This window comes from Bradyrhizobium sp., assembly GCF_049512235.1.
In the GTDB taxonomy this organism is placed as follows: Bacteria; Pseudomonadota; Alphaproteobacteria; order Rhizobiales; family Xanthobacteraceae; genus Bradyrhizobium.
The window spans coordinates 1-14,236 of sequence record NZ_JBEKXH010000139.1; the positions used below are offsets into that span (position 1 = coordinate 1).

Sequence of the window (14,236 nt, forward strand, 5' to 3'; positions counted from 1 at the left end):
CCGAGGCCGCCGCCCTCCGATTTCTGCAGCAGCACGGTTGCGATCAGCGTCGCAACGATCATCAGGTGGACTACGATAATAACAGTCTGCATCTCTACCTTCCGTCGCACGCCTGTGAATGCCTGCGTCTGGCTGCACCGGGGGCTTGCGGGGTTCGAATTCGCGCCGTGTTACACGATCGGACCGGGGATTGTCACGTCAGAACCACCCAGGCAGCGCGCAGCCCCGGCACCGTTATCTTCTCCCCTCCCCCCGCGAAGCGGTGGGGAGGCGTCGGGGGTGGGGGGTCCATCAGCAGGAACCGCTGCTTCGGTGTAGGCCGCGCCGCCCCCCCGACCCCGGATCAGGTCCGGGGCAGGCTCCCTCCCCGCCACGCGCGCTGCGCGTGGAGGGAGGGGAGAAAGAGGACCGAGAGAGTTAGGGGCAGCCCGCCGCAATCGCAAGGAAATCGGACGCCTTCAGGCTGGCGCCCCCGACCAGCGCCCCGTTGACATTTGCCACCGCCATCAATTCCTCCGCATTGGAGGGCTTCACCGAGCCGCCATAGAGGATCCGGATCCCCGCCCCTTCCCGATTAAATCTGGCAGCAAGGAAATCCCGGATAAACCGATGAATCTGCTCAATATCTCCAACAGTCGGGGTGAGGCCGGTGCCGATCGCCCAGATCGGCTCATAGGCCACCACCAGATTGTCCGGTTTGGCCTGATCCGGCAGCGAGAGATCGAGCTGGCCACGGCAGATATCCAGGGTCTGCCCGGCGTCGCGCTGCTGCCGGGTTTCGCCGATGCAGACGATCGCGGTGAGGCCGGCGCGCCAGGCGGCTTGCGCCTTCTGGCGCACCATGAGGTCGCTTTCGCCGTGATCGGCGCGCCGCTCGGAATGGCCGACGATGACGGCGCTGGCGCCGGCATCCGCCAGCATTTCTGCTGAAATATCACCGGTATGGGCGCCCGACGCCCCGGGATGGCAGTCCTGGGCGCCGACCGCGAGGCTCTTGGCGCCGCGCGCTTTGTCCGCAAAGGCGGCAATCAGGGTCGCCGGCGGGCAAACCAGAAGGTCGGCCTTGGCGGCCACACTGGGCGCGCCCGCCAGCATGGCCTCGAATTCGGCCGCGGAGGCCTTGAGGCCGTTCATTTTCCAGTTGCCGGCGATCAGCGGCCGGATGATGTCGGTCATATCTGAATTCTCGCATATTTTCGGTTATGGATGGGCTAGCAGACGATCCCGACCTGCTGCCGCCGCCCGACGAGGTCGCCGCCGAAATCGTCGAAAGCCCGGAGACCGCGCTCGACCGCTTCCGCAACGTAGCCAAGGCCCTCGGCGAGGGACCGATGTGAGTGACATCAAACCCTTTCACATCGGCTCTGGCAAATTCACCAGCTATAGCGCAGCCGTGCGGTGCCGGTATAGGTCTGCGAGTGTGGGCTCGATTCCGTATCGAACTTGCCGGCGAGCGAGATACCGTTCTTGAAACTAACCTCGGCGACGGCCGAGGCGAGCAGCAGATCACGGGCCGGCGGGGCTCCCGTCGCGGTCCAGCTCGATCCCGGCAGCGACTGGAAGCCAAGGCTGTATTGCAGGCCAGACCATTCGTCGTGCGCCCAGGCGGCGCGGCTGCGCAGCGACAGGACTGCGCCGTCGTCGAGCGCGAGCGGCCGGTCGAACCAGGCGCCGAGCTCGGTGCGGATGACGGTTGTGTTATGGGCGTCGTAATTCAGCGCAAAAATCGAAGAGCCGGAGACGGCGGTCTCACTGTAGAACGGGGTGTGGAAGGCCTGCATTTGCACGGCTGCGTAAGGGGTAAGTCCAAATCCTGTCAGGTCGAGAACGCCTGGAAGGGCGAAACGATAACCGCCCTCGATCCGGCCGCCGATATTGTTGGCGGAGAAGTCTGCCGTCAATTGGTCGAGGCCCGCCACGCTCACAATCCGGTCGGTCGATGCCTGGTGCCAACCATAGGCGATCGCCGCCGACACATAGGCGGCATTGACACGTGTCAAACCGTAAACGGCTGCCTGGAACATGTCGCTGTGTCCACCGCCGAGGCCGTTGGCCAACCCAAAATTGGTGCCGCCTCCTCCTAACGCGAAGCCGACGACACTGAAGGGCGTGAGGCGGTAGTCGAGGCCGGTCGCGAAGCCGTAGGCTCGCGCCGTCAGATCGTGACTTCCGGCCGCGGCATAGCCGTTCAAATTGCTTTGGCCTCCATAGCCCGCGGCCCAAATATTCCATCGGCGCGGATCGGCCACGATTTGGTTTTTCGCCTTGTAAACCGCGGTCTTGTAATACAGCGCCGGCCGCGGTGGCGGACCCTCCGGTGCGAAGCCGCGGTCCGCATAGGGATTGGTCACCAGCGACAGGAACGAGTTCATCGCCTGCACACCGGCTTGAGCGAAGCCCGTACCGGTCTCCCCCTCGAGCTGCGTCAGCGCGTTCGCCAGATTTGTCGGCGACAGGTTGAAAAGGCCCAGAAAGCCGGCCGGCAGCGCGCCCCCCGTGGCGACGAAGGTATCAATGGCATTTGCCACCGCGCGTTGACCATCATTAGCCTGGGTTGGCAGCAAAGACGCGATCAGCGGGACACCGGTGGGACCGAGAACAACCCCGCCGCCGCCGCCACCACCACCATTGCCGCCACCGGCCGCGGCGGCAATGAGATCGCACAGCGCGATCGTATTGGTATCCAGCGTCACCGCGCCGGTGCTCGCCCAGGCGGCGCCGCAGGTGATCCTGGCGCCGGTATTCAGTGTGATGCTGGTGTTGGCGAGGATATCGCCGACGAAGGATGTGGTCGCGCCGAGTGTCGCGGAGCTGCCGACCCTCCAAAATACGTTACCGCCTTGCGCACCGTTCACCAGGTCGACCGCCGAAGCGCTCGCCGTGGTCAGCGCACTCCCGACGTTGAAGATAAAAACCGAGTTGGGGTTGCCGAGGCCGTTGAGGGTGAGCGATCCCGTCAACTGAGCCGCCGTGGCAAAACTATAGACCCCCGGTGTCAGCGTCAGTCCGCCGAGGTTCTGACCCGTCAGGTTCGCCGTTGTCGGCCGGCTTGCCAGAAAATTGTAAGCATTCGTCAGGTCGATCTGAGCCTGGACCGCGATCGCGTCGCTGATGTGGATCGTCGCTCCCGGACCGGTCAAGAGACCCGGGGGAAATCCGCCCACCGCATTCCCCGGGCTGAGGCCGAGGTTACCGGGGTCCGTGGCAGTTCCGCTGAGGACCGTTGGGCCGACATTCGCGATAGTTGAACCGGCAAGCACCGCAAAGGTTGCCACCGTTCCCAGCGGCGGCGTCTGGGCATGAACGGAGGATGCCGGAGCGAGCATTGTCAGACCGAGGGCCGCAGTAGCGGCGGTCGAACTCCAGTAAGAGCGCTGACGCGAAACGATGGGATAAACAGTCCTCATGGATCCCCCAACCGCTCAAGCTCAGAATGGGAAAGCGATGCAAACAGATGCCGCCCCCGTCTCCAACTCAGATACTGTCAAGCATACGGTGGTCCGCCAGCCGAATTGATAGACGAACGAGAACGCAAGGGATTAAAAATAATCCTACCCTGGCGACAATCGGGGCAGCGACAAATCGATCGTCACAAACCAGATCGATTAACCCAACCGCAGCAATACTTTGCGCTTCTCGCCTCAGTTTTGTCAATAGGGAACGCTATTTATGATTGCAACGAGCATCCGGGAAGCAGCGTCAGTTCGTGGGCAACCCGGCCTTCGCTTGCAGAGCTTGCAGTAGCGGCAGGCCTTTGACGCGCAGATGTTTCTCGCCGGAGTCGGACCCGGTAAAGAAGTCCTTCGGTTCGACAAAAGCCGGAACGTGTTCGAGCAGGGCGACGCCGCCGACAACGTCTTCTACATCTTAGTTTAAATCTTTAGCAGATCCGAATAAGCTCTTCCTGTCAGGTTCGCGCCGCAATGAAAATGCCTGCGACGCCACCATCGCCGCCTCAGCCGGCCCGGATCCGATAATTCAGAGATCGTTTTGCGGCGGGAGCGATATGCATGACGCCGGGCTTGTCGGCAAACTCGCCATCGAACGTTTCCGGGCTGGCATACCCGTGCCAGGGCTCGATGCAGAGAAAGGGGGCGCCCGAGGGCTTCGACCACACGCCGAGTTCACGAAATCCTTCCCAGCAGATATCGATCGATGGACCGCGCGAGGCGGCATAGCGAACCGACCGGCTCGCAGGTCGGTCCAGGATGACCGCATCTTCGTCGAAAAGTCGCTCTGAAAGCGAGAGGCGCCGACCTCGAATGGGCGTTGTTTGGCTCTCCGCCTTCAGGAGGCCGCCTTTCAACCGCCGAATGGGTGAAGGCTCCTCATCGGAAAATGTAAGCCCGTAAGCCTCCTTCTCCAATCCGGCAAGCAGCGGCCAATTGAATGCCGGATGGGCGCCAATCGAGGCCGGCAGCATCTCCTCGCCGGTATTGGTGATTTCAAGTGTTACTTCCAGATCGGCATTTTTCAAAGTGTAGCTGACCGCCAGCCGAAAGGCGAAGGGATAACGGGAGCGCGTCGTCGCACTGTCCGTCAGAATCAGCGTGCAGCAGGTCGGCCCGCGTTTGGCCCAGTTGAAAGGCTGATCCCGGGCGAAGCCATGCTGGGTCATCGGATAGATTTTTCCCCGATGCCTCAATTGATCGTTCTTGAGCCGGCCCACGATCGGAAACAGCAGGGGCGCGTGGCGTGGCCAGGCCGGTCCAGCCTGCCACAGCAATTCAAGTCGCTGCGCATTTTGCAGGGAGCATAACTCCGCGCCATCGGCCGCGATCGTCGCGGTGACCTCTTCGCTGCGAAGCGTATGGCGTTCCCCGGTCATGTTTCACTCCGCCACAAGGCGCTCATCTAACAAGCCATCTTACAATGACAATTGTCAAATCCTTGAAGGTCAGCTTATTCGGATCGAAGATGCCAGAGTGGATCGAACGATGGAGACACCGGCGCCCGACGTGCCGCCCGAGATCGCGCGCTTTCACGGCGCGTGGATCGGAACTTGGGGCGACGACATCAGGACTGTCCTGGTGGTCGAGCGCGTAAAGGCCGACGGGCGTGCGGATGTGATTTTCGCGCATGGCGACTCGGCATGCTACGGCACCTATCGCGAATGGTGGCGAGCCGAGGCGAAGATCGCCGACGGGGTGTTGACCATCGCGGGCAAGGCGATGCTAACCGAGTGGCTTCGCAGCCTACAATACGCGTTCGACGGTCCGGATCGGCTGTTCCAGACCTCGACCCACTGCCGGGGGTGTCGTCTCCGGGACAGTCCTCGGCGGCCGCGACGCCGCCATCATCGGGATTGCTTGCGGTACCCGATGTATGCCATTGTCATACGTGTACGACCATCGTACGATAGAGTCCATAGGAGGAGGTGCCGTGACCACCTTGGTGCTGAGCGTGCGGGTCAACGAGGAAGAGCGCGCCCTCCTTGAGGCCGCGTCGAGTTTGGCGCGCACCAGCCTCAGCGACTTTATCCGGCGCAAGGCCCTCGACGCGGCCGAGGCCGACATCCTTGAGCGGCGGATCGTCACCATCCCGGCCAAGGACTGGGAAGCGTTCGAGGCTTGGGCGAACCGTCCGCCGGAAGAGATTGCCGGGCTCAAGGACCTCGCGCGCACGACGCCAACGTGGCAGAAGTAACGCTACCGCGTCCGCTTTCTGAGACAGACGATCGTGCCCGATTTGATTGCGGCCGGGAGTCGTTGAACCACTGGTTCCAGCGCCACGCCTGGGCCAACCATACCGTCGGCATCTCGCGCACCAATGTCATCTGCGACGCCGCCACGGCCGCGATCATCGGTTACGTAACCCTGAGCGCCGCGCAGATCGAGCGGGCATTCTTGCCGAAGTCACAGCAGCGCAACAAACCCGACCCGGTGCCGGCGACACTGCTCGGCCAACTTGCGATCCACAGGGATCATCAAGGAAAGGGCCACGCCCGTTCGCTCCTTCTCTTCGCACTGCGCACGGCGCTCAGAGCTTCCCGAGAGATCGGCAGCTTCGGTGTTATCACACACCCGATCGACGATTCCGTGCGCGCATTCTATGGCCGATGGGGATTTCAGGATCTGCCCTTCGAGCCTCACCGCGCAATGATCGTGCGCATGGTCGACCTCGAGCGAAGCGGGATAGAGCAATGAACCCGCGACGACCGTGAACAGGCCCGCACTCTACCGCGCTTCGCGGGCCGGGATCGGCACGGTCAGCTCCTATCAATTGGCTGCGCCGATGAGGCTTGCGGCAGCTGCGATGATGACCAGCGCCGAAAGGCCATGAATGCCGAACGCGGCTGTTCTGCTTCCGCCCGATCGAAGGACTATCGCCGCATCGCCCATTGGGATGAGGCTCGCCACAAGCATGAATTTGCCGAGCAAGCGCGGCGGTCCGCTCGCCATGAGCAGGAAGACAAAGAGGCCGGACACGATGTCTCTGACGCCCTTCACAGCCAGCCATCCGGTAAAGCCGGTCGACGGCGATGGAGAATTGGGGATGCCGAAGTCATGTGATGCGGCAGCGGGGTGCCACAGAAAGCGCGACCCGATGAATAGAATTCCGACCGCGATCAGGCCGGAGAGCAATTCCCGGTGACAAGTTTGGGTCAAGTTTGGGGTCAGCAGAATTACACTCGCGCGCGATAGCTCGACCGGCGCCACTCGCGCGGATGGCGCAGCATGCGCGCGCGAACCGGATTGAGCTCGATGCTGCGGCCGACGGACGACAGCAGCGCGCGGGCGATCAGGCGATGATCGATCCGCAGCGCTCTGCCGCTCGCGTCTTGAAGCCCCGGCTAGTTGGCGGCGGCCACATCGTCCCGATCACCCGCAGGCGTGATCTTGCCGAACAGGCCGTTGGTCTGATTGTCGGGGCCAGCGGTAAAATAGAGCGTATCACCGTCGGAGTTCCGGAAGGTGCCGAAAACCAGCGACCATAGGCCGTCGATCGCAATCGGCTGGCCCCGCTGGTTGCGCAGTTCACCCTCGAGCCCGCCGCGGTTGTCGAACGCGTTGATCCACCCGGCAAATTGGCCGGCATTGCCGAAATTGCCGATCAGGATGTCGCCGCTGAACCGGCCGAAGCCGAAGGTCGCGCGGGTGACGCCCCAAGGCGCGTTGAGGACGCCGCGGGAAGCGAAGCGTCGCAGCAGCTCGCCGTCGGTGCTGAATACGTCGACGAAGCCCTCGCCCGGGCCGGGGACGATGTCGTCCTTGTTGGCGTTCTGCCGTGCATAGGTGACGAACAGATCGCCGTCGACGTTGGCGATGCCGAACGGCGCGAAGCCCGCAGGTATCTGTGGATCGGTAAAGGCGCCGTCGAGCGTCGTCAGCTTGAAATTGATGTCATAGGCTTCCACGGTGCCGGCACGGAAGTTGGTGGCAAACAGGAAGTTGCCCTTGACGTTGGTGCCGAATGCAAGCCCCTTATAGACCGCGCCGTTCCTACCGCCATTGGAGTTGTCGACAATGATGACGGCATTGGTCGCGCTGACCGCCGGGTTCCATCCGGCAATGGTGCCGTTCTCAGTATCCCAGATGAAGATGGCTCCGGATTGGGTGTTGGGGATCAGGAACTGGTTCCCCGAATTGGGATTCCATACCATGCCGGTGGGTGCCGCGGGCGGGGTCGTGGCGGGCGGCACCGGAATCTTCACCACCAGCGGTATGATATTTCCATTGCCGTCGTAGAGCGTCGACAGGCCGTCGTTGTTGTCGGAAATCCAGAGCGGGCTGTTGGGCGCATTGGCGACGCCCCAAGCGTTCTGCAGATTGGGATCCGTCGTCGTGGCCTGGCCAACGACATTCGAGACCAGATTGGTTTGGACGTAAGTTGCTTCGTCCTCGGCGAGGACACCCGTCGTGCCGAGCAGCAGCAATCCGGCCGCGGCCCCCATGAGTCCCGGGCCCACCACTCCGCCGCGCAACATCGAACGACGGCTTGTCAAACCTACGAATGGCTTCATCGCGTTCATGACATTCCCCTGTCAGATTGGAAGTTGTGGTATGCTTGGCGGCCGCGCAAACAGCCTCGTTCACGCGGTCCGCTCGGCTCGTGTGCTGTTTCGGTCGAGCTCCACGATCGATGGGGACCGTGAGCCAGTCTCATTTGAGGCGATCGGAAAACAAAACGCAGGCGCTTGGGCAGTCGGCGATTGGTGAGGATGAGTCACGCTCGCCGTGAGAGAAAAACACCACCAGAGGTGGTATATTCCATCACGGCTTCATTTTTCGTTGTGTCGGTGATCGCGTGATCGGCGAGTCGGCCGCGCTCGCGAGAGCGACGGCTGCCTGACGTTCTGGCTACTCGGCATCCTCCGCCAACAGCGCATTCAGCAGGGCGTGCCGCCGCGAGGAGAATGGATTGACCACGGTCACTCCGGCCCAGGTGAAGCCTTCGTGAAGGTCCTCGGACAAAAGCAGACGACAACCCGCTTGCGACGCGGCCGACAGGATGACCGCATCCCATATTCCCAGTTGATGGTCGGTCGCGAGATCGGCTGCCGCCAGCATGACCTCGGGCGAGGTTTCCACAACGGAGAATGTATCGCGCCAACTCAACAGGGCATCGCGGGCGTCGCTTCGCGACTTTCCGCCTTTGCCGACGAGCAGGCTGAAAAGCTCGCCAAGGACCTGCACCGGGACGACGGCAGCCTCTTGCGGCAATCGGCGAATGAGGTTCAGAGCGACATCACGCCGCTCGGCCCCATTGATGCCTTCCGCATAGGCGAGCACGTTCGTATCGAACGCGATCCTCACCGGTCGTCCTCGTAGAGTTCATCGCGCGTCCATCGCCCAGCATGGATAACGGGCTGCTGTTCAAGACGCGACAGCAGCGTTGAACGCGCGCTGGTCGCCACGCCCTCATGCTTGCCTGCGGGGATGAGCCGCGCGACGGGCTTTCCGTGGCTGGTCACGACATAGCTGCGCCCCTCCCGAACCCCGCGCAGCAGGAGCGAGAACCTGCGATTGGCATCCGCGGCCGAAACGGCCTCCTCCATGACGGACTCCATGATGTAGTTATATTGCCTACTATAGGGGTCGTGCCGAAAATTGCAAGCGCGCGTCTCGTCAGGTGTCGTAGCGCAGAGAGGCGCGATTGAACCAAATAGTTCGTGGGTGTACATTTATTGATATGGGCAGCGCCTTCGACCCCGCCAAGGACGCCAGCAATATCGCCGACCACGGTATTTCGCTGGCCCGTGCCAAGGAGATGGTGATTGCCCGCTTCATGATCGATGACCGGTTCGACTACGGCGAGACCCGGTATCGCGCTTGGGGCCATATCGATGGCGTTGCCTATTATCTCGCCTTCACCATTCGCGACGGCAAGGTACGCCCGATCAGCCTTCGCCGCGCCCACGCCAAGGAGATGAAACGTCATGTCCCCCAAGACGAAATTTGACCCCTCCATCCACGACGACAATCCGGAGTGGACCAGAAAGGACTTCGCGAAGTCGCGACCGGCAGAAGAATTGCCGCCGGAGATCCTGTCGCAGTTCAAGAACAGACCAGGGCGGCCGAAGCTGGAAAATCCGAAGCAGCCCGTGAAGCTGCGGCTGGATTCCGACGTCGTGATGGCGCTGCGCGCAACCGGGCCTGGTTGGCAAACGCGGATCAATGAAATGCTGCGCGCCAATCTGAAGGGCGGCAAAATCCGGTTCACGGCGGGTGCCGGTCAGCCGAAAGGCTCGGGGCGTCCTGTTCGGGTAGCGACAAAACGCAAGCGCGCGTGAGCACAGGCTTGCACGAGACATTTGTCGGCTTCAGCGCGTTGCTTGCAGACCGGCATTCTGACCAAGGAGCCGGATCATCCGCACAGGAGTGTTAATGTCCCCGCGCATCAATGGCGAAGCGCACAAGATCGCAATATGGTGCCTGGCTGGACATTGTCACCCGCGCCGAGTGGCGCAATCCCGAAGACGTTAAGGCCTCTTATCCGAAGGCGAGCATTCTGAAAGCCGGCCGGGTCGTTTTCAACATAAAGGGCAACGACTATCGATTGATTGCCCGACAATATCAGGCGAGCGTCTTGATGATCCGATTCTTCGGGACGGAGCGACCGAGCGCGAGATGGAGGGCATCTCGGCTGGTCGCGAGGGATGTCGGCGCCCTGCAACGAAAACGCCAATCGCAGCAGGCTTGCAGCGGGGGCCATCGGCAAGCTAGACCGTACCGGGACCGGAAATAGAACATCTATTCCCGCACCTCACGCTGAAGGGCGGGCGGGAACCCGCAATAAAGCTAGCCAAATCAGCCTCTTGGCTTTCAGATAGAAGTTGGACCCATGCTTCGAGGAATGCGGAAAGCCTCATCAAACTGGCTCGGCAAGACCATCATGGCCGTGGTGATGGGCGTCCTGATCGTCAGTTTCGGCATCTGGGGCATCGCCGATATCTTCCGGGGCTTCGGACAGTCGACGCTCGCCACGATCGGCCACACCGAGATTTCGATCAACGAGTTTCGCCAGCTCTACACCGACAGGCTGCAGCAGATCGGCCGCCAGATCGGCCGCCCGTTGACCCCGGACCAGGCGCGCGCCTTCGGGCTCGACCGCCAGGTGCTGCAGCAAACCATTGCGGAGGCAGCGCTCGACGAAGAAGCGCGACGGCTGGGATTGGGACAGTCCGACGCCGAGACCATGCGCTTCATCTTCAGCGATCCCAATTTCAAGGCAGCCAACGGCGCCTTCGATCCGGCACGCTTCCAGGCCTCGATCCGGCAGTTCGGCTTCACCGAGCAGCGCTACATTGCCGACCTGCGCAAGTCGTCGCTGCGGCGTCAGGTCGCCGGCGCCATCTCGGCCGGTATCGAACCGCCGAAAGTGATGATCGAGGCGCTCAGCCGCTACCAGAACGAGCAGCGGGGCATCGAATACGTCAAGCTTGACGCCGCCCAGGCGGGAACCATCGAACCGCCATCGCCGGAGGCGCTGGCCGCCTATTTCGACGATCACAAGACCCAGTTCCGCGCGCCCGAATACCGCAAGATTGCCTTCGTCGCGGTCACGCCGGAACAGATCGGAAAGTGGACCGAGGTTTCCGACGACGATGCCAGGAAGCTGTTCGACCAGCGCCGCGACAAGCTCGGAACGCCCGAAAAGCGTGAGGTCTCGCAGATGGTGTTTCCGAACGAGGAAGAAGCCGGCGCGGCGCGCAACCGCATCGCGGCCGGATTGTCGTTCGACGATCTGGCCAAGGAGCGCAATCTCAAACCATCCGATCTCGAGCTCGGCCTGATCGCGAAATCCGCGATCATCGATCCCGCGGTCGCCGACGCCGCCTTTTCGCTGCCCACAGGCGAGGTCAGCCAGCCGATCAAAGGCGAGTTCGGCGTGGCGCTGGTCAAGATCGGCAAGATCGAGCCGGCGGTCCAGCCATCGTATGAAAGCTTGGCCCCCGGCCTGAAGAGGGAAATTGCCGCCGAACGGGCGCGCAAAACGGTCGCCGATCTGCGCGACAAGATGGAAGACGAACGCGGCGGCGGCGCCAGTGTCATCGAGGCTGCGAAGAAACTCGGACTGAACCCCGTGACCATCGACGCCGTCGACCGTTCCGGCCGTCTCCCCAACGGCCAATTGGCCCCCGATATTCCCCGCGGCATCGACGTCGTATCGCAAGCCTTCAACAGCGATATCGGCGTCGACAACGACCCGATCGCGTTCCAGGGCGGCAGTGTCTGGTACGACGTGCTCGGCATCACGCCCTCGCGCGAGCGCAGCCTTGACGAGGTCAAGGAGCAGGTCGAGGCGAGATGGCGTGAGGACCAGATTGCCAGCCGGCTCCGGGCCAAGGCCACCGAGATGGTTCAGAAACTCGAGCAGGGCGGCAAGCTTGCCGATGTCGCGGCAGGCGATGGTTTGAAAGTCGAGACCGCCGCCGGATTCAAACGCGATGCCTCGCTGCCCGGCCTGCCTGCCAGCGCGATTGCGGCCGCGTTTCGCACCGCCAAGGACGCCGCCGGACAGACCGCCGGCACCGGCGCCGGTGAACAGATCGTGTTCCGCGTCACCGACGTCAGCGCGCCCGCCATCGACTTCGCCTCGGACGACATCAAGAAGCTGAAGCAGAGCCTCGAGCGCAGCCTGACCGACGAGCAGCTCGCCGAATACGTCACCAGGCTCGAATCCGATATCGGTACCTCGATCAATCAGGCTGCCTTGGCGCAGATCACAGGCGCCAATAATAATTGAGCGTGACCCATGAGGGCTCGGTTTTTGCGTTGGTTCTGAAAGCACCTGATGGACGACCTCAAATCTATCATCGGAAAGGTAGCCACCGGCGCGACACTGTCGCGCGACGAGGCGGCATCCGCCTTCGACAGCATGATGTCCGGCGAGGCGACGCCCTCGCAGATGGGCGGATTGCTGATGGCGCTGCGCGTCCGCGGCGAAACCGTCGACGAAATCACCGGCGCGGTATCGGCGATGCGCGCCAAGATGCTGCGCGTCGACGCTCCGGCCGATGCCGTCGACGTGGTCGGCACCGGCGGCGACGGCTCCGGTTCGGTCAACGTCTCGACCTGCGCCTCATTCATCGTCGCGGGCGCCGGCGTGCCCGTGGCCAAGCATGGCAATCGCGCCCTGTCGTCGCGCTCGGGCGCGGCCGACGTGCTGTCCTCGCTCGGGGTCAGGATCGACATCAAGCCGGACCAGGTCGCCCGTTGCGTCAGGGAAGCCGGCATCGGCTTCATGTTCGCGCCATCGCACCATCCTGCCATGAAGAACGTCGGTCCGACCCGGGTCGAGCTCGCAACCCGCACGATCTTCAATCTGCTCGGGCCACTGTCCAACCCGGCCGGCGTCAAGCGGCAGATGGTCGGGGTATTTTCAAGACAATGGGTGCAGCCGCTGGCCCAGGTGCTCAAGAACCTCGGCTCCGAGAGCGCCTGGGTGGTGCACGGCTCCGACGGCCTCGACGAAATCACCCTGACCGGCCCGACCTTCGTCGCGGCGCTCGAGAACGGTACCATCAGCAGCTTTGAGGTGACCCCGGAACAAGCGGGTCTGACGCGCGTCGGCGGCGATGCGCTCAAGGGCGGCGATGCCAATGCCAATGCGATCGCCTTGCAGAGCGTGCTCGACGGGATGCCGAGCCCGTTCCGGGATATCTCCTTGCTGAACGCCGCGGCAGCGCTGATCGTGGCTGGCCGCGCCGGCAATTTGAAGCAAGGCGTGGCGCTCGGCACCCAATCGATCGACAGCGGTGCGGCGGCAGCCAGGCTGAAGCACCTGATCGCGGTTTCCAACGGCTGATCCGAAAGCGCCCGCCATGTCCGACATCCTGACCAGGATCGAGAGCTACAAGCGCGAGGAGATCGCCGCCGCCAAGCGCGCCCGGCCATGGGCCGAGCTCGAGGCCCAGGCAAAGACTGCGTCGCCGCCGCGGGGTTTTGTCCGGGCCATTCGCAAAAAACTTAACCGAGGCGAATACGCGCTGATTGCCGAAGTGAAGAAGGCCTCGCCCTCCAAGGGCCTGATCCGCGCCGATTTCGATCCGCCGGCGCTCGCAAGAGCCTATCAGGCCGGCGGCGCGGCCTGTCTGTCGGTGCTGACCGACGCGCCGTCCTTTCAGGGTCATCTCGACTTCATGGTGGCGTCCCGCGCCGCCACCGATTTGCCGGTGCTGCGCAAGGATTTTAACTATGACCCCTATCAGGTGGTGGAGGCCCGCGCCCACGGCGCCGACTGCATCCTGATCATCATGGCCGCGCTCGACGACGCCGCGGCCGTCGATATCGAGGCTGCGGCCCTTGGCTATGGCATGGACGTGCTGATCGAGATCCACGAACGCGCAGAGCTCGATCGCGCCATGAAACTCCGCTCGCCGATGATCGGGATCAACAACCGTAACTTGCGCACTTTCGAGACCACGCTTGCGACCAGCGAGGCCTTGGCGCCATTGATCCCCCGGGATCGCCTGATGGTCGGTGAAAGCGGCATCTTCAGCGCTGCCGATCTGGCGCGGCTTGAGCGGGCCGGCATCTCGACCTTCCTGGTCGGCGAAAGCCTGATGCGGCAGGCCGACGTGGCGGCGGCGACCCGGAGGCTGCTGTCGCGCTCCGACGCCGTCGGCGCCACCGGCACGGGTTAGTTCATGGCGCCCAAATCACCTGCGGGGCAGCCCACCCTCAGCCATATCGACACTACCGGCGAAGCGCGGATGGTCGACGTTTCCGAAAAGCCCGTGACCGAACGCACGGCCGTCGCCGAGGGCCGCGTCGTCATGAGCCAGGCGACG

Annotated in this window: 17 protein-coding genes and 1 pseudogene; 10 read left to right on the forward strand and 8 right to left on the reverse strand. The window is 63.0% G+C overall.

What is annotated here, in order from left to right; genetic code table 11:
- A partial coding sequence (locus ABSG20_RS14885) for a preprotein translocase subunit SecG (protein ID WP_490338326.1) occupies window positions 1-92 on the reverse strand: 92 nt, incomplete at its 3' end.
- A gap of 325 nt (window positions 93-417) precedes the next feature.
- Window positions 418-1,176 carry a triose-phosphate isomerase gene (gene tpiA, locus ABSG20_RS14890; protein ID WP_423865265.1) on the reverse strand — a complete coding sequence of 253 codons (759 nt, stop codon included), beginning with the start codon at window positions 1,174-1,176 and terminating at the stop codon, window positions 418-420.
- A 26-nt stretch (window positions 1,177-1,202) separates the two neighbouring features.
- On the opposite strand from tpiA, the gene ABSG20_RS14895 reads away from it, so the two are divergent.
- Window positions 1,203-1,337 carry a hypothetical protein gene (locus ABSG20_RS14895; RefSeq protein WP_423865266.1) on the forward strand — a complete coding sequence of 45 codons (135 nt, stop codon included), beginning with the start codon at window positions 1,203-1,205 and terminating at the stop codon, window positions 1,335-1,337.
- A gap of 36 nt (window positions 1,338-1,373) precedes the next feature.
- On the opposite strand, the gene ABSG20_RS14900 is transcribed toward ABSG20_RS14895, so the two are convergent.
- Entirely contained in the window at window positions 1,374-3,407 is a 2,034-nt protein-coding gene (locus tag ABSG20_RS14900; protein ID WP_423865267.1) for an ice-binding family protein, read from the reverse strand.
- A 548-nt stretch (window positions 3,408-3,955) separates the two neighbouring features.
- Window positions 3,956-4,828 carry an aldose 1-epimerase family protein gene (locus ABSG20_RS14905; RefSeq protein WP_423865268.1) on the reverse strand — a complete coding sequence of 291 codons (873 nt, stop codon included), beginning with the start codon at window positions 4,826-4,828 and terminating at the stop codon, window positions 3,956-3,958.
- A gap of 554 nt (window positions 4,829-5,382) precedes the next feature.
- On the opposite strand from ABSG20_RS14905, the gene ABSG20_RS14910 reads away from it, so the two are divergent.
- Both ABSG20_RS14910 and ABSG20_RS14915 read left to right on the forward strand, forming a co-directional pair.
- Window positions 5,383-5,646, forward strand: coding sequence for a type II toxin-antitoxin system TacA family antitoxin (locus ABSG20_RS14910; protein ID WP_423865269.1), 264 nt, complete (start codon window positions 5,383-5,385; stop codon window positions 5,644-5,646).
- Between the two features lie 62 nt (window positions 5,647-5,708).
- Window positions 5,709-6,146: a GNAT family N-acetyltransferase gene (locus ABSG20_RS14915; protein WP_423865270.1), complete on the forward strand. Its 438-nt coding sequence runs from the start codon at window positions 5,709-5,711 to the stop codon at window positions 6,144-6,146.
- A gap of 72 nt (window positions 6,147-6,218) precedes the next feature.
- Here the strand turns inward: ABSG20_RS14915 and ABSG20_RS14920 are convergent, their stop codons facing one another.
- The 4 genes from ABSG20_RS14920 to ABSG20_RS14935 all read right to left on the reverse strand — a co-directional run bounded on the left by ABSG20_RS14920 (window position 6,219) and on the right by ABSG20_RS14935 (window position 8,998).
- Window positions 6,219-6,659: a DUF4267 domain-containing protein gene (locus tag ABSG20_RS14920; RefSeq protein WP_423865271.1), complete on the reverse strand. Its 441-nt coding sequence runs from the start codon at window positions 6,657-6,659 to the stop codon at window positions 6,219-6,221.
- Between the two features lie 134 nt (window positions 6,660-6,793).
- Window positions 6,794-7,972, reverse strand: a complete 1,179-nt coding sequence (locus ABSG20_RS14925) for a TIGR03118 family protein (RefSeq protein WP_423865272.1) — start codon at window positions 7,970-7,972, stop codon at window positions 6,794-6,796.
- 328 nt (window positions 7,973-8,300) lie between these two features.
- Window positions 8,301-8,756, reverse strand: a complete 456-nt coding sequence (locus ABSG20_RS14930) for a PIN domain-containing protein (RefSeq protein WP_423865273.1) — start codon at window positions 8,754-8,756, stop codon at window positions 8,301-8,303.
- Entirely contained in the window at window positions 8,753-8,998 is a 246-nt protein-coding gene (locus ABSG20_RS14935) for a type II toxin-antitoxin system Phd/YefM family antitoxin (RefSeq protein WP_423865274.1), read from the reverse strand. The genes ABSG20_RS14930 and ABSG20_RS14935 overlap by 4 nt, the downstream gene beginning before the upstream one ends.
- Window positions 8,999-9,132: 134 nt before the next feature.
- Here ABSG20_RS14935 and ABSG20_RS14940 point away from each other — a divergent pair, with 134 nt between their 5' ends.
- The 7 genes and pseudogenes from ABSG20_RS14940 to moaC all read left to right on the forward strand — a co-directional run.
- Window positions 9,133-9,402 (forward strand): BrnT family toxin, encoded by a 270-nt coding sequence (locus ABSG20_RS14940; RefSeq protein WP_423865275.1) that lies wholly within the window; start codon window positions 9,133-9,135, stop codon window positions 9,400-9,402.
- Window positions 9,380-9,733 carry a BrnA antitoxin family protein gene (locus ABSG20_RS14945; RefSeq protein ID WP_423865276.1) on the forward strand — a complete coding sequence of 118 codons (354 nt, stop codon included), beginning with the start codon at window positions 9,380-9,382 and terminating at the stop codon, window positions 9,731-9,733. Before ABSG20_RS14940 ends, ABSG20_RS14945 begins: the two co-directional genes overlap by 23 nt.
- Window positions 9,734-9,843: 110 nt before the next feature.
- Window positions 9,844-10,188 carry a type II toxin-antitoxin system HigB family toxin gene (locus tag ABSG20_RS14950; RefSeq protein ID WP_423865277.1) on the forward strand — a complete coding sequence of 115 codons (345 nt, stop codon included), beginning with the start codon at window positions 9,844-9,846 and terminating at the stop codon, window positions 10,186-10,188.
- A 96-nt stretch (window positions 10,189-10,284) separates the two neighbouring features.
- Complete coding sequence (locus ABSG20_RS14955) at window positions 10,285-12,189, forward strand: peptidylprolyl isomerase (protein WP_423865278.1); 1,905 nt, start codon at window positions 10,285-10,287, stop codon at window positions 12,187-12,189.
- A gap of 48 nt (window positions 12,190-12,237) precedes the next feature.
- Window positions 12,238-13,251: an anthranilate phosphoribosyltransferase gene (gene trpD, locus ABSG20_RS14960; protein ID WP_423865279.1), complete on the forward strand. Its 1,014-nt coding sequence runs from the start codon at window positions 12,238-12,240 to the stop codon at window positions 13,249-13,251.
- Between the two features lie 16 nt (window positions 13,252-13,267).
- Window positions 13,268-14,089: an indole-3-glycerol phosphate synthase TrpC gene (trpC, locus tag ABSG20_RS14965; protein ID WP_423865280.1), complete on the forward strand. Its 822-nt coding sequence runs from the start codon at window positions 13,268-13,270 to the stop codon at window positions 14,087-14,089.
- A gap of 3 nt (window positions 14,090-14,092) precedes the next feature.
- Window positions 14,093-14,236, forward strand: a pseudogene (gene moaC / locus ABSG20_RS14970) (cyclic pyranopterin monophosphate synthase MoaC); the annotation flags it as partial.